General features: G+C 71.6%; 20 protein-coding genes. 10 read left to right on the top strand and 10 right to left on the bottom strand.

Annotation, left to right across the window (positions count from 1 at the left end; all coding sequences use genetic code 11):
* Window positions 1-509, bottom strand: a 509-nt coding sequence (locus tag ABZX61_RS39050) for an endo-1,4-beta-xylanase (protein ID WP_355201451.1), incomplete at its 3' end; no start/stop codon positions are given.
* A gap of 697 nt (window positions 510-1,206) precedes the next feature.
* On the opposite strand from ABZX61_RS39050, the gene ABZX61_RS39045 reads away from it, so the two are divergent.
* From ABZX61_RS39045 to ABZX61_RS39035, 3 genes are all read left to right on the top strand, one after another.
* Entirely contained in the window at window positions 1,207-1,380 is a 174-nt protein-coding gene (locus ABZX61_RS39045; RefSeq protein ID WP_185072132.1) for a hypothetical protein, read from the top strand.
* 99 nt (window positions 1,381-1,479) lie between these two features.
* The gene (locus ABZX61_RS39040; protein ID WP_350736651.1) at window positions 1,480-2,007 is read left to right on the top strand and encodes a TlpA disulfide reductase family protein; all 528 of its coding nucleotides are present in this window, start codon (window positions 1,480-1,482) and stop codon (window positions 2,005-2,007) included.
* Window positions 2,004-3,887, top strand: a complete 1,884-nt coding sequence (locus ABZX61_RS39035; RefSeq protein ID WP_355201449.1) for an ABC transporter ATP-binding protein — start codon at window positions 2,004-2,006, stop codon at window positions 3,885-3,887. Before ABZX61_RS39040 ends, ABZX61_RS39035 begins: the two co-directional genes overlap by 4 nt.
* On the opposite strand, the gene ABZX61_RS39030 is transcribed toward ABZX61_RS39035, so the two are convergent.
* The 8 genes from ABZX61_RS39030 to ABZX61_RS38995 all read right to left on the bottom strand — a co-directional run bounded on the left by ABZX61_RS39030 (window position 3,812) and on the right by ABZX61_RS38995 (window position 10,659).
* Window positions 3,812-4,291: a S26 family signal peptidase gene (locus tag ABZX61_RS39030; protein ID WP_355201447.1), complete on the bottom strand. Its 480-nt coding sequence runs from the start codon at window positions 4,289-4,291 to the stop codon at window positions 3,812-3,814. The genes ABZX61_RS39035 and ABZX61_RS39030 overlap by 76 nt on opposite strands.
* Window positions 4,292-4,466: 175 nt before the next feature.
* Window positions 4,467-5,213 carry a sulfite exporter TauE/SafE family protein gene (locus tag ABZX61_RS39025; protein WP_355201446.1) on the bottom strand — a complete coding sequence of 249 codons (747 nt, stop codon included), beginning with the start codon at window positions 5,211-5,213 and terminating at the stop codon, window positions 4,467-4,469.
* Window positions 5,214-5,326: 113 nt separating this feature from the next.
* Window positions 5,327-6,241: an alpha/beta fold hydrolase gene (locus ABZX61_RS39020; RefSeq protein ID WP_355201444.1), complete on the bottom strand. Its 915-nt coding sequence runs from the start codon at window positions 6,239-6,241 to the stop codon at window positions 5,327-5,329.
* Entirely contained in the window at window positions 6,238-7,209 is a 972-nt protein-coding gene (locus ABZX61_RS39015) for a branched-chain amino acid ABC transporter permease (protein ID WP_355201442.1), read from the bottom strand. The genes ABZX61_RS39020 and ABZX61_RS39015 overlap by 4 nt, the downstream gene beginning before the upstream one ends.
* Window positions 7,206-8,066 carry a branched-chain amino acid ABC transporter permease gene (locus ABZX61_RS39010; protein ID WP_355201440.1) on the bottom strand — a complete coding sequence of 287 codons (861 nt, stop codon included), beginning with the start codon at window positions 8,064-8,066 and terminating at the stop codon, window positions 7,206-7,208. The genes ABZX61_RS39015 and ABZX61_RS39010 overlap by 4 nt, the downstream gene beginning before the upstream one ends.
* Window positions 8,063-8,722, bottom strand: coding sequence for an ABC transporter ATP-binding protein (locus ABZX61_RS39005; protein WP_355201438.1), 660 nt, complete (start codon window positions 8,720-8,722; stop codon window positions 8,063-8,065). The genes ABZX61_RS39010 and ABZX61_RS39005 overlap by 4 nt, the downstream gene beginning before the upstream one ends.
* Window positions 8,719-9,474 carry an ABC transporter ATP-binding protein gene (locus ABZX61_RS39000; RefSeq protein ID WP_350736675.1) on the bottom strand — a complete coding sequence of 252 codons (756 nt, stop codon included), beginning with the start codon at window positions 9,472-9,474 and terminating at the stop codon, window positions 8,719-8,721. The genes ABZX61_RS39005 and ABZX61_RS39000 overlap by 4 nt, the downstream gene beginning before the upstream one ends.
* A 3-nt stretch (window positions 9,475-9,477) precedes the next feature.
* On the bottom strand, window positions 9,478-10,659 hold the full coding sequence (locus tag ABZX61_RS38995; RefSeq protein ID WP_350736678.1) for an ABC transporter substrate-binding protein: 1,182 nt from the start codon (window positions 10,657-10,659) through the stop codon (window positions 9,478-9,480).
* An 85-nt stretch (window positions 10,660-10,744) separates the two neighbouring features.
* Here ABZX61_RS38995 and ABZX61_RS38990 point away from each other — a divergent pair, with 85 nt between their 5' ends.
* The 3 genes from ABZX61_RS38990 (at window position 10,745) to ABZX61_RS38980 (ending at window position 14,206) form a co-directional block, all read left to right on the top strand.
* Window positions 10,745-11,551: a PaaX family transcriptional regulator C-terminal domain-containing protein gene (locus tag ABZX61_RS38990; RefSeq protein ID WP_355201436.1), complete on the top strand. Its 807-nt coding sequence runs from the start codon at window positions 10,745-10,747 to the stop codon at window positions 11,549-11,551.
* Window positions 11,552-11,647: 96 nt separating this feature from the next.
* Window positions 11,648-13,087 carry a long-chain fatty acid--CoA ligase gene (locus ABZX61_RS38985; protein WP_355201434.1) on the top strand — a complete coding sequence of 480 codons (1,440 nt, stop codon included), beginning with the start codon at window positions 11,648-11,650 and terminating at the stop codon, window positions 13,085-13,087.
* A 6-nt stretch (window positions 13,088-13,093) separates the two neighbouring features.
* A complete protein-coding gene (locus ABZX61_RS38980; RefSeq protein ID WP_355201432.1) occupies window positions 13,094-14,206 on the top strand; it encodes a 5-methyltetrahydropteroyltriglutamate--homocysteine S-methyltransferase in 1,113 nt (370 codons plus the stop codon).
* A gap of 25 nt (window positions 14,207-14,231) precedes the next feature.
* Here ABZX61_RS38980 and ABZX61_RS38975 read toward each other — a convergent pair whose 3' ends face one another.
* Window positions 14,232-15,539 (bottom strand): Gfo/Idh/MocA family oxidoreductase, encoded by a 1,308-nt coding sequence (locus ABZX61_RS38975; protein ID WP_355201430.1) that lies wholly within the window; start codon window positions 15,537-15,539, stop codon window positions 14,232-14,234.
* A 72-nt stretch (window positions 15,540-15,611) separates the two neighbouring features.
* On the opposite strand from ABZX61_RS38975, the gene ABZX61_RS38970 reads away from it, so the two are divergent.
* The 4 genes from ABZX61_RS38970 to ABZX61_RS38955 all read left to right on the top strand — a co-directional run bounded on the left by ABZX61_RS38970 (window position 15,612) and on the right by ABZX61_RS38955 (window position 19,825).
* A complete protein-coding gene (locus ABZX61_RS38970; RefSeq protein WP_350736691.1) occupies window positions 15,612-16,739 on the top strand; it encodes an ROK family protein in 1,128 nt (375 codons plus the stop codon).
* A gap of 72 nt (window positions 16,740-16,811) precedes the next feature.
* Window positions 16,812-18,065, top strand: coding sequence for a sugar ABC transporter substrate-binding protein (locus tag ABZX61_RS38965; protein WP_355201428.1), 1,254 nt, complete (start codon window positions 16,812-16,814; stop codon window positions 18,063-18,065).
* Between the two features lies 1 nt (window position 18,066).
* Window positions 18,067-19,014: a sugar ABC transporter permease gene (locus ABZX61_RS38960; protein WP_355201426.1), complete on the top strand. Its 948-nt coding sequence runs from the start codon at window positions 18,067-18,069 to the stop codon at window positions 19,012-19,014.
* Window positions 19,007-19,825 (top strand): carbohydrate ABC transporter permease, encoded by an 819-nt coding sequence (locus ABZX61_RS38955; protein WP_350736700.1) that lies wholly within the window; start codon window positions 19,007-19,009, stop codon window positions 19,823-19,825. Before ABZX61_RS38960 ends, ABZX61_RS38955 begins: the two co-directional genes overlap by 8 nt.
* Window positions 19,826-19,846 lie beyond the last annotated feature (21 nt).

Below are 19,846 nucleotides of genomic sequence, written 5' to 3'. Positions count from 1 at the left end.
GCTTCGTTGACCACGTCCCAGGCGTAGATCTTGCCCTTGTAGTGGGCCATGACGCCGTTGATGTGGTCGATCATCGCCTGGCGCAGGCTGCTGCCGGACAGCGACTGCATCCAGCCGGGCTGCTGGGAGTGCCAGGCCAGGGTGTGGCCGCGGACCCGCTTGCCGTTCTGCACGGCCCAGTTGTAGACGCGGTCGCCGTTGGTGAAGTTGAACTGGCCCCGGTTCGGCTCGGTGGCGTCGATCTTCATCTCGTTCTCGGCCGTCACCATGTTGAACTCGCGGCCGGCGATCGTGGTGTACTGCGAGTCGCCGAGCCTGCCCGCGCTGATGGCGGCGCCGAAGTACCGCCCGCTCTGCGCGGCGGCCGCGCCGAGCGTGCTCGCCGCCGCACCGGCCGGCGTGGTCGGTACGGTCACCGCGGTGACCACGGCGATAGCGCCGACGGCGGCGGCGATCAGAACCCGCGGGCGCCTGAGGGGCCGCGGCGGAAGTATGGCTGTGTCGCCCATGACTGAGTGCTCCAGACTGAATCACGAAAAGCGGACACGCGGGGTCACCCCCACGCGATCGACGCCGCGTCCCGTGATCGGGGAACGCACACCACCAGGGCATCGTGAGCGGCGGTCCTCTCCGCGCACCACCACATGGCGGGAGGAAGCCTTCTCGGACACCCAGTCTGGAAACCGCTCCGAAAGTTGTCAAGCAACGGCGAAAGTTTCAGAGTGGCGCTCTCGCCGTCACGTCAGGCGACCCCTGATAACGCCTGATGAGCCGCACGCGCGTCCGTCGCCCCGCCGCGGGCGCGAGGTGCCCTCCTTGACGTCGCCTCTTCGTCTCGTATTGGCTCGACCTGCCACCACAGCCATCTGACAGAGAAGGAAACGCGACAGGGAAGAAGACGTGTGAGCGCTAACAGCCGACCCGGGGTCACCACCCGGCGGCCATGGCGCGGGGCGGTCCGGCGGACAGACACCACGTCCCTGGAGCCGCCCCCTCTCGGAGAGTCGCCGATGAGGAGGTGCACCGAGGCAAAGCGCCGCCGCAAGATCCAGCGCCTGGTCATCAGCCGTCACCTGGCCAAGTGGCCTCTGTCAAGATCCTGAACCGCCGAACGATGTTCCGCAGTGTCGGCCAATCTCTCCATTAACAAGGTGCTCTTGCTGGGTGACGGTGAGCGCGTAAAGATCCCCATGCAAGGAGGTCGCCATGATCCGCGCACTCAACAAGCTGGGAGACCGCCTCCTCGACAAGTTCCTGCCGTCGGCCAACGCCTCGGCCGCGTGCTGGACCGACTGGTGCTGCCAGGGCAAGTTCTGCCGGACCTGCTGCTACCACGACTCCACCGGCACGACCAACTGCGGCAGCTTCGACTACTGCTGACGCCCTACCGACAGCCCCCAGGACAGTGCGGGCCGACACCAGGCCGGCACCGTCCTGGTGGGTTTTCCGTGCTTCGCCGCCCACCCCTGAGGAGCTCGCATGCCGTATCTCGTGGCCGCCGTCGTCGTTGTCGGATTGCTGTGCCTGGTGGATCTGGTGCTGACCCTGGCGGTGATCCGCCGGCTGCGCGTGCACACGCTGCGGCTGGCCGAGCTGGCGCCGACGGGCGCCCCGATGGTGCAGCCGGGAACGACGCTCGGCGATTTCAGCGCGACCGCCCTCGGCGGCGAGACCGTGTCGCGCGCGTTCTTCTCGGGGCCCTCCGTGGTGGCGGTGTTCTCCACCGAATGCGCGTCCTGCCACGAGCGGCTGCCGGAGTTCGCGTCCTACCTGGCCGACACCCGTCCCGAACGCGTGCTGGCCGTGGTCACGGGCGACCCCGACGAGGCCCGGCTGTTCACCGGCGAGCTGACCTCGGCCACCGTCGTGGTCGAGCCGATGGGCGGCCCGGTGAGCAGGGCGTTGCAGGTCTCCCGGTTCCCCAGCTTCTACCTGGTCGACGGGGACGGGGTGGTCGTCGCGGCCGACACAGCCCCGGGCAGGCTGCCGGCGGCCACGCGCCGATGACCTCTCCTGCCGGGCACGGCGGCGCCACGCCGCGACGGCGCTTTCGCGCGGCCGCGGCGTCGGCCTGGCGGGCGCACCCGGCCGCCGTCCTGGCATCCGGGATCACGGTGCTGCTCATGGGCCTGGTCCCGGTGGTCACCGCGTGGCTGACCAAGCTCGTGCTCGACGGGCTGGCGGCCGGGGCGGGCCTTGCCGAGTTGCTCCCGTACGGCGTGGCTCTCGGCGTGACCGGCCTGGCGGGCGCGGCCCTGCCCGCGGCCGCGGAGTACGCCCAGGAGCAGCTGCGCCGCGCGCTCCAGGTGCTGATCCAGGACCGGCTCTTCCAGGCCGTCAACGCCCACCCGGGGCTGAGCCGATTCGAGAACCCGGCCTTCCACGACCGGGTACGGCTGGCGCAGGACGCCGGCCAGAACGCGCCGCAGCGGATCGTCCGCTCCTCCCTGGGCATCGCCCAGGGAGCCGTCACCCTCGCCGGGTTCACCGCGGCGCTGGCCGTGCTGGCGCCGGGGATGATCCTCGTCGTGGCGCTCTCCGCGCTCCCCTCGGTCCGCGCCCAGCTCGACCTGTCCCGGCGCCGCGCCGGGATGATGTGGGGCGTCAGCTCGAGGAGCCGGCGGCAGATCTTCTTCGCCGGCCTGCTCACCAGCCCCGACGCGGCCAAGGAGATCCGGCTGTTCGGCCTCGGCGACTTCCTGCGCGCCAGGATGCTGGGCGAGCTGCGCGCGGTCAACGCCGCCGAGCAGGGGCTCGCCCGCAGGACACTGCGTACCCAGGGGACGCTGTCGCTGCTCGGGGCGGCCGTCGCCGCGCTCGGCCTGCTCTGGGCGATCAGCGGCGCCGCGTCCGGCACGCTGAGCGTCGGCGACGTCGCCGTGTTCGTCGCGGCCGTCGCCGGGGTGCAGTCCGCGCTCGCTTCGATCGTCGGCCAGTCCGCCGACGCGCACAACGCGCTGCTGATGTTCGGGCACTACCTCGACGTCGTCGCCGACGCGCCGGACCTGCCCGTCCCGCGGCGTCCGCGCCCCGTCCCCGCGCTGCGCGAGGGCATCGAGGTGCGCGACGTGTGGTTCCGGTACGACGACGCGCATCCGTGGGTGCTGCGCGGAATCGACCTGTTCATCCCGCGCGGCGGCTCCCTCGCCCTGGTCGGGCTGAACGGCGTGGGCAAGAGCACCCTGGTCAAGCTGATCTGCCGGCTGTACGACCCGGTACGCGGGTCCATCCACTGGGACGGCGTCGACCTGCGGGAGATGGACCCCGCCGAGCTGCGCGGCCGCATCGGCGCGGTGTTCCAGGACTACATGTCGTACGACCTGACCGCGGCCGAGAACATCGGGCTCGGCGACGTCGCGGCGCTCGACGACCGGGACCGGGTCGAGGCCGCCGCCAGGCTGGCCGGTGTTCACGAGACGGTCGCCGGGCTGCCGCGGGGCTACGACACGCTGCTGAGCCGGATCTTCTTCGGCGACCGGGACGACCCCCAGGCCGGAGTGGTGCTGTCCGGCGGGCAGTGGCAGCGTCTCGCGCTGGCCCGCGCCCTGATGCGGAAGGGGCGGGACCTGCTCGTGCTCGACGAGCCGAGCTCCGGCCTGGACGCGCAGGCCGAGCACGCCATCCACCAGAGCCTGCGCCGCCACCGCGCGGGGCGGACCAGCCTGCTGATCTCGCACCGGCTCGGCGCGGTGCGGGAAGCGGACGTGATCGTCGTACTCGCCGAGGGACGGATCGCCGAGCGCGGCTCGCACGCGGAGCTGATGGCGCTGGGAGGGGAGTACGCGGGGCTGTTCACCCTGCAGGCGCAGGGCTACGAGCCGACGGAGTCGGAGGAGGGGGCGAGCCGGCGGACGACGACGCCGAGCACGCGGTCGAACGGCACGTAACCCCATGCCCGCGAGTCCTCGCTGACCGGCCCGTCACCGAGGACGACCAGCCGGCCCGCCGGCACCGTGTCGCCCGGCGACGCCTCCACCCGGGCCACGATCTGGGCGGGCACCGGGTCACCCGGCACGGCCACCGCGCGCTTGATGAACCACATGGCCGCCCCCGGCCGGGGCAGCGGCCCCGTACGCCACTTCCCCCCGGGCAGCGCGGTCTGCAGCACCACGACCTGGCCGCGCCCGACACCCGCCCCCGTGGTCCTGCGGACGAGCACCCGGTCGCCCGTGCGGTAGGTCGGCAGCATGCTCGCCCCGCTGATCCGTACGACGACGAACCGCCGCCGGGCGACGACCAGAGCGGCGGCCAGGGCCGCGATCGGGGCCAGCAGGATCATGACGCGCCGCACGGCTGCCCTCCAACGCATGGGTGGACTGCCGACACTAACGCCCGATCGCCTCCGCCGGGGCGGGGGCCCGGCGCACCCGTACCGCCAGCACGATCAGGACGACGGGGAGGAGCGTGTACAGCGCCCACGCGAGCGTGACCGGATCCGCACACTTGCGGAGGCGAGGCGGCCTGCTTCAGCGGACGAGCAGATGGACGAGGGCGACCCCGCCGACGGCCACGATCAGGAAGCGTAGCGTCGCAGGGCTGAAGCGGCGGCCCGCCTCGGCGCCGAGCCGGCCGCCGAGGGCGGAGCCGGTCGCGATGAGCGCGACAGCCGTCCAGTCGTAGTCCGCGACGAACAGGAAGAGGAGCGCGGCTGCGGCGTTGACCACAGCGACCAGGACGTTCTTGGCGGCGTTGAGGCGCTGGGGCGTCTCGTCGAGGAGCATGCCCATGAGGGACATGTAGATGATCCCCTGGGCGGCGGCGAAGTAGCCGCCGTAGACGCCGGCGAGCAGCAGCCCGGCGAAGAGCCCGCGACCGGGCGTCTCACGGTGGCGGCGGCGCAGGTACGTGTTGATGCGGGGCTGCAGGATGACCAGGACGAGGGCCAGGGCCACCAGGACGGGGACGATCCGCTCGAACGCCGTGGCCGGCAGGGTCAGCAGGAGCACGGCGCCGCACAGGCCGCCGAGCAGGGCGGCGACGCTCAGCTTCAGCAGGCGCCGGGACTGGCCGCGGAGCTCTCGGCGGTACCCGATGGCTCCGCTGATGGAGCCGGGGATCAGGCCGAGCGCGTTGGTGACCGTGGCGGTGACAGGTGGGAGGCCGATGGCGAGCAGTACGGGGAAGGTGATGAGGGTTCCGGAGCCGACGACGGTGTTGAGTGCGCCGGCGCAGATGCTGGTCACGAAGACGGCGAGCATCTCCCAGGGGGTCACGACGTTCCCGCCGGACAGCGGTCAGGGGAGGCGCTGCTCATGGCCGGCGGGGTCGTCGTCATGCGGCCGACGTTAGACGGGAAAAGCTTCGATGCCCGGCGAAGTGTCGGCGCTCACAGGGGGGCGAGCGGCTGTCGGGTGGCGTCGGCGTGGTGGGCGAGGGTGGCGATGCGGGAGGCGAGGTCGGGCCAGAGCGGCCTGGGCAGGTCGTGGCCCATGCCGTCGATCATCACCAGCTCCGCGCCCGGGATGGCGGCGGCGGTCGCGCGGCCGCCGCTCGGGTCGCACATGGCGTCCTCGGCGCCGTGGATCACCAGCGTGGGGACCTCGACGGAGCGGAGCCGGGAGGTGCGGTCGCCCGAGGCGACGACCGCGACGGCCTGACGGGCGACGGCGACCCGGTCGTGGTCGCGGTCGTACGAGAGGCCGGCGCGTTCGCGCAGCGCGGCCTCGTCGAACGCGAAACCGGGCGAGCCGGCCAGGCGGAAGATCAGGACCGACCGCTCGATCGCCTCCTCGCGGGTCGTCGGCGGCGGCCCCGCGAACGCGGCCATCGCCTCGGGCCGGGCCTGGCCCACGGACGGGTCGCCCGTGGTGGACATCATCGACGTCAGCGACCGGACCCGGCCGGGACGCTCGATCGCGATCGTCTGGGCGATCATCCCGCCCATCGAGGCGCCGACCACGTGGGCGCTGTCCAGGCCGAGCGCGTCGAGCAGGCCGACGGTGTCGGCCGCCATGTCGGAGAGCGTGTAGGAGGCCGAGGACGCGTCGCCCGCGAGCGCCGCCGGCAGGTCGGGTGGCGGCGCGTCGTGGAGGTGCGTGGACAGGCCGGAGTCGCGGTTGTCGAACCGGACGACGTGCAGGCCGCGGTCGACGAGCTCCGCGCAGAGGCCGTCCGGCCAGTTGATCAGCTGTCCGGCGAGGCCCATCACCAGCAGCACGGGCGGGGCCTGGGGGTCGCCGAGGCGCTCGTACGCGACCTCGATGCCCGACGGACCGACGTTCGACGCCTTCTCAACGGTCACCGATGAATCATCCCCCGGCGGTCCCGGTTGATGCGGTCGGAGACGGCGGGGAGCAGGCCGCGGGGCAGGAAGAGCACGACCAGGATGAGGACGAGCGCGTACACGGCGTACGACAGCACGCCGGGCGCGTACGACGGCATCCCCGGCAGCGCGGCCAGGCTGTTCAGCCCCTGCACGAGCAGCGTGATCGCGGTCGCGCCGACCACGGCGCCCCAGATCGTGCCCAGCCCTCCGACCACGGCCATCACGATGTACTGGATCGAGATGAGCACGGGGAACGAGCCCGGCGCCACGTACCCCGTGTAGAAGCAGTAGATCCCGCCCGCGAGCCCCGCGAACGCCGCCGACAGCGCGAACACCACCAGCTTGTACCGCCCGACCGGGATCCCCGAGGACGCGGCGGCGGTCTCGCTGGTGGCCAGCGCGCGCAGGGCGCGGCCCGGCCGCGAGGTGATCACGTTCCGGGTCACCAGCATCACCAGCGCCAGCCCGATCCAGGTCAGGTACGCGTACGCGGACGCGCCGCCCGCCTCGAACGACCCGACCGAGAACTGCGGGATGGCCTGCAGCCCGATGTCCCCGCCGGTGACCTCCAGCTGCCCGGCCAGCGAGAGCAGGATGAGCTGCATGGCCAGCGTCGCGAACGCCAGATGGTGCCCGCGCAGCCGCAGCAGCGGCACGCCGATCACCAGCGCCGCCGCGGCCGCCACCACGGGTGCGGCGATCAGCCCGGCCAGGGGCGGCACGCCGTGCAGGGACAGCAGCGCGGCGGTGTAGGCGCCGACGGCGTAGAAGGCGCCCTGGCCCAGCGACACCTGCCCGGCGTAGCCCATCAGCAGCGACACCCCGACGGTGACCATCGCGGCCAGCCCGAGCAGGATGTACACGGCCAGCGCGCTGTCGTCGAGCACCGCGGGCAGGGCCAGCGTCACGGCCGCGACCAGCAGCCCGGCCACCAGGCGGATCATGTCTGCTCCTGGGAGATGGCCGAGCGCCGGCTCGCCTGTACGATCATGACGACGATCATGAGACCCAGCGCCACCTCCAGCTGGTGCGATCCGTAGCCGTACCCGGCGGCCATGGTCTCGGCCACGCCCAGCAGCAGCGCTCCGGCCAGCGTGATCACGGGCCGGGTGAGCGCGCCGAAGACGGCCGCGGCGAAGGCGTTCACGATGAGCGTGACGTCGGTGTCGAACGAGATCGGCCGCAGCGGCGTCACCAGCACCCCGGCGATCCCGCCGAGCAGCCCGCCCAGCGCGAACGCCAGCAGCCCCATCAGCCGCGTGTCGATCCCGACCACGCGGGCGGCGTACGGATTGGAGGCGCACGCTGTCAGCGCCTTGCCCAGGTAGGTGCGCCCGAAGAAGAGCGCCAGCAGCGCGAACGCGGCCGCCGTCACGCCGATGACCAGCAGGTGCTGCGTCTGGACGCGCGCGCCCGCCAGCGTCACCGAGCCCGCCAGGCCGGGCGCCGAGCGCGGCTGGTCGCCCCACAGGACGATCTCGACGGCGTACGCGAGCACGCCCACGCCGAGCGTCACGATCAGGGACGACAGCGGCGTGGTGCCCCGCCGGCCGATGGCGGCCAGGCCGGTCAGCAGCCCCGCCAGCGCCGCGACCAGGACGGCGGCCAGCTCGCTCAGCCCGTGCGGGAACCCGAGCCCGAGCAGCGACGACGTGCACAGCCCGGCCACGACCGCGAACGTGCCCTGCGCGAAGTTCACCACGCCCGTGACCCGGTGGATCACGACCAGGCCGCTGGCGATGAGCGCGACCGCGCACCCGACCGCGAGCCCGTTCAGCAGGTACGTGAGGAAGGCGCTCATGTGATCGCCCCGCCCAGGTACGCGCTGGCCACTCGAGGGTCGCCGGCCAGCTCCGCGCACTCGCCCTCAGCCACGATCCGGCCGGACTCCAGCACGTAGGCCCGCCCGCACAGGTCGAACGCCAGCCGCGCGTTCTGCTCGATGAGCAGCACGGTCAGTCCCTGCTCCCGGTTCAGCTCGGCGAGGTGGCCGGCCAGGTCGGCGGTCACGTTCGGGGCCAGGCCCAGGGAGAGCTCGTCCACCACGAGCACCTCGGGCCGCGACATCAGGGCCCGCCCGAACGCCACCATCTGCTGCTCGCCCCCCGACAGCACCCCTCCCTGCCGCCCGGCCAGCTCCGCCAGCCGGGGGAGCAGGTCGTACACGGACGAGGGATCCCGCAGGCCCGATCGCCACCCGCCCAGGGCCAGGTTGTCGGCGACCGACAGGTCCGGGAAGAGCTGGCGGCCCTCCGGGATGAGCGCCAGCCTGCCCCCGATCCCGACCGTGCCCGCGGCGGGCCGGAGCAGCCCGGCGAGGGTGTTGGCCAGCGTGGACTTGCCCGCGCCGTTCGGGCCGAGCAGGGCGACCATCTCGCCCCGCCCCACCGTGAGCGTGACGTGGTCGAGCGCGGTCGCGGTGCCGTACGAGACGACCAGGTCCTTGACGTCGATCATGCGGTCTGCCCGAGGTAGGCGGCGAGCACCAGCGGATCGGCCCGCACCTCGGCGGGCGAGCCGTCGGCGATGACCCGGCCCAGGTCGAGCACCACCACGCGGTCGGCCAGCCGGGTCACGAACGCGACGTCGTGCTCCACGAGCAGGATCGTCAGCCCGTCCGCGCGCAGCTCCTCCACCAGCGCCGCGAGCCGCTCGCGCTCCTGGCCGCGCAGCCCCGAGGCGGGCTCGTCGAGCAGCAGCAGCCGGGGCCGGGCGCACAGGGCGCGGGCGAGCTGGAGCGCCCGCTGCTGCCCGATGGGCAGCAGGTCGGCGGGCCGGTCCGCCCACTCGGCCAGCCCCACGCGGCTCAGCACGGCATCCGCCTCGGCGGTGATCTCGCGCTCGTCGCGCCGGTGCCGCGGCAGCCGCAGCGCCGCCGACACGAACCCCGCACCGGTACGGCCGTGCATCCCGACCATGACGTTCTCCCTGACCGTCATGCCGCGGAACACCCTGGCCGCCTGGAACACGATCGACATGCCGAGCCTGGCCCGCCGGTGCGGCGCGAGCCGGTCCACCCGGTGCCCGCGGAACGAGATCTGGCCGTGGTCGGCCGTCAGATGCCCGGTGATGAGGTTGAACAGCGTGGACTTGCCCGCCCCGTTCGGCCCGATGACGCCGCAGACTTCGCCGTCCGCGACGGCCAGGGACACGTCGCGGACGGCGTAGACGCCCCCGAAGGAGCGGGAGAGCCCGGTGACCGTCAGCACCCGCTACCCCGCACCGACGGTCTTGGTGAGCTGCTCCTTGGCCCAGTCGGTGGGAACGAATTTCCCGTTCTGCACCGTGTTGACCGAGATGAACTCGGGGGAGAGCCCGGAGTGGTCGGTGGGGGAGTAGCGGAAGCGGCCGTTGGGCGTGACCAGGTCCATGCTCTCCAGGGCCTGCTGCACCTTGGCCTTGTCGGTGCTGTTCGCCTTCTTGATCGCCTCGAAGAGCAGCAGGCTCGCGCTGTAGCCGTCCTGCGCGAACTGCGGTGGCGGATAGCCGTGTTTCTGCTGGTACGGCTTGGCCATCTGCTCGATGACCTGTTTCTGCTTGCCGTCGGGCAGATATTCGCCGACGACGCCGATGGCGCTCTGCACCGTCATGCCCTCGGCCGCGCCGCCCATCGGCTCCAGCCACAGCTTGCTGGCCTGCGACGCGGTCAGGAACAGCGGCGTCTTGAGCCCCGAGGCCACGTACTGCTTGGCCGCCGTCACGCCGGGCGCGCCCGAGCCCCAGAACACCAGCGCCTCGGCGGCGGAGTCGCGCACGTGGGTGAAGAGCGGGCTGAAGTCGGAGGTGGTCGTCTCGTACGGCTCGTCCACGGCGACCTTCACGCCGTACTTGGAGGCGAGCGCGATCATCGACTTGTGGCCGGAGACCGAATAGGCGCTCTTGGAGTCCCAGGCCACGGCGATCGTCTTGATGCCCTTGGCCTGGATGTACTGCAGGTAGCGCTCGGCGTACATGCCGGACAGGGCGGGGGTGACGAAGATGTACGACTTGATCGGCTCGACCTGCTCCTGGGCGGGGGCCAGCGACAGGTACGGCATCTTGTCACGCTGCGCGAGCGGCTCGACCGCCAGCGCCGAGTTGGAGAACACCGGGCCGATCAGCACGTCGATGTCGCCCTTGATCTGGTTGTAGGCCACGATGCCCTGGTCGGGGGCGGTCTTGTCGTCGCGCGCGACCAGCTCCACCTTGCGGCCGAGCAGCCCGCCCTGCCCGTTGACCTGCTCGACGGCCAGCTCGACGGCCTTCTTGTCCTCGCTGCCCAGCGGCGTGTAGTTGCCGGTGAGGGAGACGATGAGGCCGACCTTGATCGGGTCTTGAGCACCGCCGCCTGAATCACCGCCGCAGGCGGTCGCGGCCAACGCGAGACAAACCAGAGACGGGAGCAGCCTGCGCATTCAGGACCTCCTGGGATGTGGCCCTGAATGTAGGCAGATATATTACGGCTGTCAATAGAATGCCCAAGATGCGGGGAGGGCTGAGATGCGGCCTCAGTCGGTGATTCTGACGTTCCTCGGCGACCACGTGTACGGCCGCGGGATCTGCGTGTCCTCGGGCAGCTTCATCGAGGCGTTCGGCAAGGTCGGGATCTCGGAGGAGGCGACGCGTTCGACGCTGACCCGGATGGTCCGCCGCGGCCTGCTGCGCCGCCAGCGTTCGGGCCGCCGCATGTACTTCGGCCTCACCCCGACGAGCACCGAGGTGCTCAAGGACGGTGAGCGGCGCATCTGGCACAGCGGCGTCGTCAACGACGCGGACGAGGACCGCTGGACGCTGATCGGCTTCTCGCTGCCCGAGTCCTGGCAGCGGGAGCGGCACGAGCTGCGCTCGCGGCTGGTCTGGGCCGGGTTCGGGCCGCTGCAGAACGGCCTGTGGATCGCTCCCGGCGACGTGGACGCCGCGCACGTGATCGAGGACCTCGGCGCGAACGTGAAGGTCTTCGCCGCCGAGCCCCGGCGCCCCACCGACATGCAGGCGCTGGTCGGTGACGCCTACGACCTGTCGGGCCTGGGCGAGCGCTACCGGGAGTTCCTGCGCCGCTGGGACCGGGCCGATCCGGCGCCGGACGCGCCCGACGACCTGGCGCGCTCGCTGACGCTGCTGACCGGCTGGCTGCAGATCATCAGGGCCGATCCGCGGCTGCCGCTGCGGTACCTGCCGCACGACTGGCCGGCGGAGAAGGCCCAGCGGGTGTGCCACACGCTGCACGAGCGGTTCAGGCCGGAGGCGGGGCGGATCGCGGAGCGGCTCCTCGACGTTGTGCCGGATGAAACTTGGGCAGGACGGTGACAGCCATCGCCCAGTGGCCTAACTTGATGGCTTGAGCGTCAAGGAGCGCCGATGCGGAATCAGGGGATTGGCTCATGGCCCGCACGCCGGGCCCGTATGACGCCCGAACGGGTGGCGGTGACGTACCGGGGACATGACCGCACGTACCGTGAGCTGAGCGAGCGGACGTACCGGCTGGCCTCGGCGCTCGGCGTGGGGCGCGGCGAGCGGGTCGCCTTCCTCGGGGTCAACCAGCCCGCGCTGGTGGAGACGTTCTTCGCGGCGGGGCTGGTGGGGGCCGTGTTCGTGCCGCTCAACGCCCGGCTGGCCCGGCCGGAGCTGCGCTACATCCTGGAGGACGCGCAGGCGTCGGTCCTTGTGCTGGGCGAGGAGCAGGACGGCGAGGGGCTCCCGGGGCGGCACGTCACCGACTACGAGGCGCTGCTCGCCTCCGGCTCGCCCGAGCCGATCGACGAGCCGGTGCGCCAGGACGACGTGTGCCTGATCATGTACACGTCCGGGACGACGGGACGCTGCAAGGGGGCCATGCTCACCCACGCCAACCTGACCTGGAACACCTTCAACCTGCTGGTCGACGTGCCGCTCGCGCACGACGAGGTCACGCTGGTCAGCGCGCCGCTGTTCCACATCGCGGCGCTGGCCCAGACGCTGGTGCCGACCGTGCTCAAGGGCGGCCGGGTCATCCTGGAGCCCTCCTTCGACGTGGACCGGACGTTCGACCTGATCGAGGCGGAGCGGGTGACCGTGATGTTCGGGGTGCCGTCGATGTTCGGCTTCCTCACGCGGTCGCCGCGCTGGGCGGGGGCAGACCTGTCGAGCCTGCGGCACCTGCTGTGCGGGGGAGCGCCGGTGCCCGAGCCGCTGATCCGGATCTATCAGGATCGGGGGCTGACGTTCCTGCAGGGGTACGGCATGACCGAGACGGCGCCCGGCGCTCTCTTCCTCGGGGCCGAGCACTCGATCGCCAAGGCGGGCTCGGCCGGGGTGCCGTGCTTCTTCTCCGACGTACGGCTGGTCGCGCCCGACGGCTCCCCGGCGGGTCCCGGTGAGCCGGGCGAGGTGTACGTACAGGGGCCCAACATCATGACCGGCTACTGGCGGCGGCCGGAGGAGACCGCGAAGGTGCTGTCGGCGGACGGCTGGTTCCGCTCGGGCGACGTCGGCATCGCCGACGAGGACGGCTACGTGCGCATCTCCGACCGCCTCAAGGACGTGATCATCTCCGGTGGCGAGAACATCTATCCCGCCGAGGTGGAGAGCGTCCTGTTCGGGCACGCGGCGGTCGCCGAGTGCGCGGTGATCGGCGTGCCGGACGACACGTGGGGCGAGGTGGGCAAGGCGCTGGTCGTGCCGGCCCCGGACGCCGCGATCGAGCCCGATGAGCTGCTGGCGTACCTGGACGGCCGCCTGGCCCGCTTCAAAATCCCGAAATATCTGCAATTCGTCCCTGAGTTGCCGAAGAACGCGGCGGGCAAGCTGCTCAAAGCCCACCTCAGACAGCTCTACGGGCACAACCTTGACGACCAGAGGAGATGATCTTCGATGCGCACCTCGCCACCGTTCCGCGCGGACCACGTCGGCAGCCTGCTCCGCCCGCCCGCGCTGCTCCGCGCCCGCGAGACCCTCACGGGCGACGCGCTGCGGGAGGCCGAGGACGAGGCCATCAGGGAGGTGGTACGCCGCCAGGAGGAGGTCGGGCTGCAGAGCGCCACCGACGGCGAGTTCCGGCGGGCCTCATGGCACATGGACTTCATCTACCGGCTCGGCGGCATCGGCCAGGCCAGCGACGAGCACATCACGGTGCGCTTCCACAACGAGCAGGGGGACATCGAGTTCACCCCGGCGGCGCTGCGCGTGCACGAGCGGATCCGGCTGAACGAGCCGATCTTCGCCGACGACTTCGCGTTCCTGCGCGACACCGCCACCAGCCGTAACAGCGGGGTCGTGCCGAAGCTGACCATCCCCTCGCCGAGCATGGTCCACTACCGGGGCGGGCCGGCGGCCATCGACCCCGAGGTCTACCCGGACGTGGAGGAGTTCTGGCGGGACCTGAGCGCGGCCTACGCCGAGCAGGTGCGCAGGATCGGCGCGCTGGGGTGCACGTACCTGCAGTTCGACGACACGAGCCTGGCGTACCTGAACGACCCGGCCCAGCGGGCGGAGCTGAGCTCGCGCGGGGACGACGCCGAGCACATGCACCTGCGCTACATCAAGCAGATCAACGCCGCCCTGGCCGCCAAGCCCGCCGGGATGACGATCACCACCCACATGTGCCGTGGGAACTTCCGCTCCTCCTGGGCCGCCTCGGGCGGGTACGACTTCGTGGCGGAGGCGCTGTTCGGCGAGCTGAAGGTGGACGGGTTCTTCCTGGAGTTCGACGACGAGCGGTCCGGGGGCTTCGAGCCGCTGCGCTTCGTGCCGCCGGGGAAGATGGTGGTGCTGGGGCTGGTCACGACCAAGCGGGGCGAGCTGGAGTCGAAGGACACGCTCAAGCGGCGGATCGACGAGGCCGCCAAGTTCGTCGACCTCGACCAGATCTGCCTGTCGCCGCAGTGCGGGTTCTCCTCGACGGTGGAGGGCAACCAGCTCACGGCCGACGAGCAGTTCGCCAAGCTCCGCCTGATCGTCGAGACGGCCCAGGAGGTCTGGGGCTAGCCCCCACCCGCCCCCCAGCGGCGCTTCACGCGTGGGGGGCGAACGTGACGACCGAACCCGTGCGGCGGGCCTGCTCGGCGGCCCACACCACGCGATGGGTCATGAGGCTCTCGAACGCGTCCGAGCGTAGCGGCGACGGGTCGCCCGAGGCGACGGCGGCGAGGAAGGCGTCCACCAGGCCCTCGTCCCCGCCACCGTGCCCGTCCGCCGCCGAGGCCCCCTCCGAGGCGCCCGCCGAGCTCTCCGCCGCCCCGGCACCCGCCGAAGATCCCCGCGCGGTCGTGTCGACGAGTTCCTCCTCGCCCGTGCGGAAGTCGACCACGCGCAGGGTGCGGCCGTCGCCGTCGACGTAGCCGTGGGTGCCGAACAACCGCGTCCGCCGGTCCTCCATCGGCGTGAACGCGCTCATCGTGAACGAGCACGTCGCCCCGTCGTCGAACTCCATCACCACCTCCTGGTGATCGACCACGTCGTTGTCGCACGCGTACACGCACCGCCCGTACGGCCCCACCCGGAGCGCCTCCAGCACGGCCTCCCGCGTGCGCCCGGGCGTGACGGCCGACAGCGGCCAGAACTCGCTCGACGGGTCCCCGAGGCACCCGAGATAGAGCCGCGGCGCCGAGTACGGGCAGGACGGCTCCAGGGGGCAGTCCACGCACCGGTCCGCGGCCGACGCGGGGCGGTCCTCGGCGCGGAAGTGGGACAGGGAGCCGAACGACGACACCCGCGCGGGCGGCCGGCCGAAGAGGTGCACGAGCCAGTCGATGTCGTGGCACGCCTTGGCCAGGAGCATCGGCGCCGAGGTGTCCTGGCGGCGCCAGTGGCCGCGGACGAAGGAGTGCGCCTGGTGCCACCACCCCACCGGCTCGAGGTGCTGGGCACTGATCAGCCGCCCGATCCGGCCGGAGTCGAGCAGGTCCCGCACGGCCCGCGTGTATGGCGTGTACCGCAGCACGTGGCACACGGCCAGCATGATCCCGTTGCGCCTGGCGGCCTCGGCGATCCGTGCCGCCTCCCGCTCGTCCGGCGCCATCGGCTTCTCCAGGAGAATGTGGTAACCGAGGTCCGCCAGCGCCACCGCGGGGTCGGTGTGCAGCTGGTCCTGCGTGGCGATGACGACCGCGTCGGCCAGCCGATCCGCCGCCGCCAGCTCCTTCCACCCGGGGAACGCCGACTCGGCCGGGACGCCGAACTCCGCCGCGAACGCGGCGCGGCGCCGGGGGTCGGGCTCCGCGACCGCCACCACCCGCCCCGCGCCCGTGGCGTGCGCGTGGCGGGCGTAGGTCAGCCCTCGCAGGCCGCCGCCGACGACGGCTAGAGTCACCTCAGTCATGGAACCTTCCCGGCGAAATATCATGGAGACCATCATTATTAGGAGTCGGCTGGCTGACGGCAAGGGGCGTCCATGGGCGAGGATCTGAGCGGCGGTGACCTGTCGCGGCTCAGGCAGCTCAACGCGCTCGCCGTGATCAAGGCGCTGCGGGGCGGGCCCTCGCTCACGCTCACCGAGGTCGCCAAGCGCACCGGCCTGTCGCGCGCGTCCGCCGAGGACGTGGTCCGCGAGCTGCTGCAGAAGGGCTGGGTGGCGGAGGCGGGCGCCACCGCGGGCAGCGTTGGCCGCCCGGCCAGGCGCTACCGCTTCAGGGCGGACGCGGGGCGGGTGCTCGGCGTCGACATCGGCGGCCACAAGATCCGCGCCGTCGTCGCCGACCTCGACGGGAACGTCGGCGACCGGGCCGCCGTCCCGGTGACGCCGGAGATGGGCAGGCCGGAGCGGCTGGAGGCGGTGGACGCCGCGGTGGCCGCGTGCCTGGAGGGCGCCGGCCTGGCCGCGGGCGACGTCTGGGCCGCCGGCGTCGGCACGACGGGCCTGGTGGACGGCGCGGGCCGGGTGATGCTGTCGGAGGCGCTGCCCGAGTGGACCGGCGTCGACCTGGCCGCCCACGTACGCCGGCTGGTCCCCGGCCCCGTCCTGGTCGAGAACGACAGCAAGCTCGCCGCCGGGGCCGAGTGCTGGCGCGGCGTGGCCCGCTACGCCAAGGACATGGTGTTCCTGCTGGCCGGGCTCCGCACCGGCGCCGGCCTGGTCATCGACGGCAAGGTGCACCGGGGCTTCGCCAACGCCTCGGGCGAGATCGGCGCGCTGCCCGCGCTCGGCTGGATCCGCGCCCAGGAGCACCTCAAGGCCGCCAGCGGCGAGGCGGGCGACGTGTTCGCGGCGGCCCGGGCGGGTGAGCGGGCGGCCGTCACGGCCGTGCGCCGCTACGTCAGGGACCTGGCGCTCGGCGTGTCCGCCCTGGTCCTGGCGCTCGACCCGCAGATGGTCGTGGTCGGCGGCGGCTACTCCCGCTCGGCCGACGTGCTCATCGAGCCGCTCAAGCGCGAGCTGGACCGCTGGTGCATCCGCACGCCCGAGGTCCTCATGTCCGCGCTGGGCGACGAGGCCGTGGTGCTCGGCGCCGTCCGGATCGCGCTCGACGACGTCGAGGACCGCCTGCTCGACGGCCGCACCCCGCTCGTGAGCCATCTGTAACAAAGGAGGCCCTTGAAGAAAATTTCACTGGACTCCATCATTACTCCCACGTTCTAGGAGAGGACACGGGAGATGTGGAAGTCGGCACGGAGCGGTGCGGCGCTCCTTTGCGCGGCGTTGCTGGCCTCCGCGTGCGCGGGCGGTGAGCAGGCTGGCACGGGTGCGCGGTCGCAGGAGAAGGTGACGCTGTCCTACGGCGTCTGGGACGCCACCCAGCAGGCGGTCATGCAGGAGCTGGCCGCCGAGTTCACCAAGACGCACCCCAACATCGCCGTCGACGTCCAGGTCACGCCATGGGCCGACTACTGGACCAAGCTCAAGGCGGCGGTGACCGGCGGCGCGGCCCCCGACGTCTTCTGGATGAACGGCCCCAACTTCCAGCTGTACGCCTCCAACGGCGTCATCAAGCCCATCGAGGAGCAGGTCGACAGCTCCGTCTACCCCAAGCCGCTGGTCGACCTCTACACCTACGACGGCAAGCTGTACGGCCTGCCGAAGGACATGGACACCATCGGCGTCTGGTACAACAAGACGCTCTTCGACGCCGCGAAGGTGAAATATCCGGCAGCCGACTGGACCTGGGCCGACTTCAAGGCCGCCGCCGCCAAGCTCACCGACGCCAAGAAGGGCGTCCACGCGATCGGCGCGGAGCTCACGAGCTTCCAGGAGTACCAGTACAACACCATCTACCAGGCCGGCGGCCACGTGATCTCGCCCGACGGCCGCAAGTCCGGCTACGACGACCCCAAGACCATCGAGGGCCTGCGGTTCTGGACCGACCTGATCGCCGGCGGGCAGTCGCCCGACCTCAAGACCATGACCGACACCGCCCCGATCCAGCTCTTCGAGGCCGGCAAGCTGGCGATGTACTGGGGCGGCTCCTGGGACGTGGCCGAGTTCACCAAGAACGACTACACCAAGGACAAGGTGGACGTGGCCCCGCTCCCCAAGGGCGAGAAGCAGGCCACGATCATCCACGGCGTCGCCAACGTCATGTCGGCCAAGACCGAGCACCCGGCCGAGGCGTGGGAGTTCGTCAAGTTCCTCGGCTCCAAGCCGGCCGCCGACCTGCTGGGCAAGAAGGGGCCGATCCCGGCGTACAACGGCACGCAGAGCGCGTGGGCGGCCGCCCATCCCGAGCTGAAGCTGCAGGTCTTCCTCGACGCCGTCGCGTACGCGGTGCCGTATCCCGTCTCCAAGAACACCGCCGCCTGGCAGGAGGCCGAGCTGACCCACCTCACCAAGGCGTGGACCGGCGAGGTGCCGATCGAGAAGGCGGCCGCGGACCTCGCGGCCGGGATGAACGAGCTGCTGGCCAAGGAGTGACGTGACCGCCACCGCCGAGAAGCGCCTCACCAGGGCGGCTCACGCGGCGAGGAGACGTCCGCCGCGCACCGAAGCCCTGTGGGGGTACGTGTTCATCGCCCCCACCGGGCTCGGGCTCGCGATCTTCTACCTCTGGCCGGTGCTCCAGACCGCGTACTTCTCCTTCACGGAGTGGGGCGCGTTCGGGGGGCACACCTGGACGGGTCTGGACAACTACCTCCGGCTCGTCGCCGACCCGGAAGTGGGCCGGGCCGTGCTCAACACGCTCGCCTACACCGGGCTGGGCCTGGTGGGGATCCCGCTGGCCATCGTGTTCGCCGCGCTGCTCAACCTGCCGGGGCTGCGGGGCGTGGCCGTGTACCGGACGGCCTTCTTCCTGCCCGTGGTCACCATGCCGGTCGCGGTCGCCATGCTCTGGCGGTGGCTCTACAACGGCGACTACGGCCTGGTCAACCAGGTGCTCGCGGTCGTCGGCGTGGACGGGCCCAACTGGATCGCCGATCCGGACACGGCCATGTACGCGCTGGTCGTGGTGGGGATCTGGAGCAGCATCGGCTACAACCTGATCATCTTCCTGGCCGGGATGCAGGCCATCCCGAAGGAGCTGTACGAAGCGGCGAGCCTGGACGGGGCCGGTCGCGTCCGGCAGTTCTTCTCGGTCACGCTGCCGATGTTGTCGCCGACCGCGTTCTTCATCTCGATCGTGTCCGTGATCGGCTCGCTGCAGCTCTTCGACCTGGTCTTCGTGATGACCGGGTCCGGGCAGGCGGCGCGGGCCAACCCGGCGTACTCGCGGCTCCAGACGGTGGTCCAGCTCTTCTACGAGCGCGCCTTCGTCACCGACGACCGCGGCTACGCCGCCGCCATCGTGATCGCGCTGCTCCTGCTCATCGCGGCGCTGACGGTCCTGCAGTTCCGGCTCCAGCGCAGGTGGGTGCACTATGTCTGAGCGTCGTCGGTCGTTCGGCGTGCACGCGGTGCTGGCCGCGGCGTCGCTGGCGATGGTGGCCCCGTTCGTGTGGCAGGCCGTCACCTCGCTCAAGACGCTCAGCGGCGCCACCCGGGTGCCGCCGAGCCTGCTGCCGGAGTGGCGGTGGGACAACTACGCGAAGGTCTTCGAGCTGCTGCCGTTCGGCGACCAGTTCCTCAACACCGTGGTGATGGCGGCGGGGCGGGTGGCGGGGCAGGTGCTGTTCTGCTCGATGGCCGCCTACGCCTTCGCCCGGCTGCGCTTTCCCGGCAGGAACCTGCTCTTCGGCGTCTTCCTGTCGGTGCTCATGGTGCCGCCGCAGCTCTTCGTGATCCCGCAGTACCAGATCATGTCGTCGCTCGGCTGGCTCAACAGCCTGCAGGCGATCATCGTGCCGGGGCTGTTCAGCGCCTTCGGGGTGTTCCTGCTGCGGCAGTTCTTCCTCGGGCTGCCGCGCGAGCTGGAGGAGGCCGCCCGGCTGGACGGCGCCGGGCCGGTGCGCATCTACTGGTCGATCATGCTGCCGCTGGCCCGGCCTGGCCTGGTGGCGCTGGCCATCCTGGTGCTGCTGTGGGCTTGGAACGACCTGTTCTGGCCGCTGGTGGTCAACACCGACCCGGACAAGATGACGCTGTCGGCGGGGCTGGCCGCGCTCCAGGGCCAGTACCAGACGGACTATCCCGTGCTGATGGCCGGCTCGCTCATCGCCTCGCTCCCGGTGATCGCCGTCTTCGTGTTCCTGCAGCGGCAGTTCATCCAGGGCATCGCCACCACCGGCTCGAAGGGCTGACCGCCCCGCTCGTGACGGGAG

This window comes from Nonomuraea sp. NPDC003709 (assembly GCF_040610775.1).
Taxonomy (GTDB): domain Bacteria; phylum Actinomycetota; class Actinomycetes; order Streptosporangiales; family Streptosporangiaceae; genus Nonomuraea; species Nonomuraea angiospora_A.
Note: the sequence above shows the minus strand (reverse complement) of the source record. Positions and strands in the feature narration are given on the sequence as shown.

Coding starts and splice junctions, on each gene's coding strand:
- ABZX61_RS39045 (WP_185072132.1), top strand. CDS start 1,207: ATGATCCGCGCACTCAACAAGCTGGGAGACCGCCTCCTCGACAAGTTC.
- ABZX61_RS39040 (WP_350736651.1), top strand. CDS start 1,480: ATGCCGTATCTCGTGGCCGCCGTCGTCGTTGTCGGATTGCTGTGCCTG.
- ABZX61_RS39035 (WP_355201449.1), top strand. CDS start 2,004: ATGACCTCTCCTGCCGGGCACGGCGGCGCCACGCCGCGACGGCGCTTT.
- ABZX61_RS39015 (WP_355201442.1), bottom strand. CDS start 7,209: ATGATCCGCCTGGTGGCCGGGCTGCTGGTCGCGGCCGTGACGCTGGCC.
- ABZX61_RS39010 (WP_355201440.1), bottom strand. CDS start 8,066: ATGAGCGCCTTCCTCACGTACCTGCTGAACGGGCTCGCGGTCGGGTGC.
- ABZX61_RS39005 (WP_355201438.1), bottom strand. CDS start 8,722: ATGATCGACGTCAAGGACCTGGTCGTCTCGTACGGCACCGCGACCGCG.
- ABZX61_RS38995 (WP_350736678.1), bottom strand. CDS start 10,659: ATGCGCAGGCTGCTCCCGTCTCTGGTTTGTCTCGCGTTGGCCGCGACC.
- ABZX61_RS38990 (WP_355201436.1), top strand. CDS start 10,745: ATGCGGCCTCAGTCGGTGATTCTGACGTTCCTCGGCGACCACGTGTAC.
- ABZX61_RS38985 (WP_355201434.1), top strand. CDS start 11,648: ATGACGCCCGAACGGGTGGCGGTGACGTACCGGGGACATGACCGCACG.
- ABZX61_RS38980 (WP_355201432.1), top strand. CDS start 13,094: ATGCGCACCTCGCCACCGTTCCGCGCGGACCACGTCGGCAGCCTGCTC.
- ABZX61_RS38975 (WP_355201430.1), bottom strand. CDS start 15,539: ATGACTGAGGTGACTCTAGCCGTCGTCGGCGGCGGCCTGCGAGGGCTG.
- ABZX61_RS38970 (WP_350736691.1), top strand. CDS start 15,612: ATGGGCGAGGATCTGAGCGGCGGTGACCTGTCGCGGCTCAGGCAGCTC.
- ABZX61_RS38965 (WP_355201428.1), top strand. CDS start 16,812: ATGTGGAAGTCGGCACGGAGCGGTGCGGCGCTCCTTTGCGCGGCGTTG.
- ABZX61_RS38955 (WP_350736700.1), top strand. CDS start 19,007: ATGTCTGAGCGTCGTCGGTCGTTCGGCGTGCACGCGGTGCTGGCCGCG.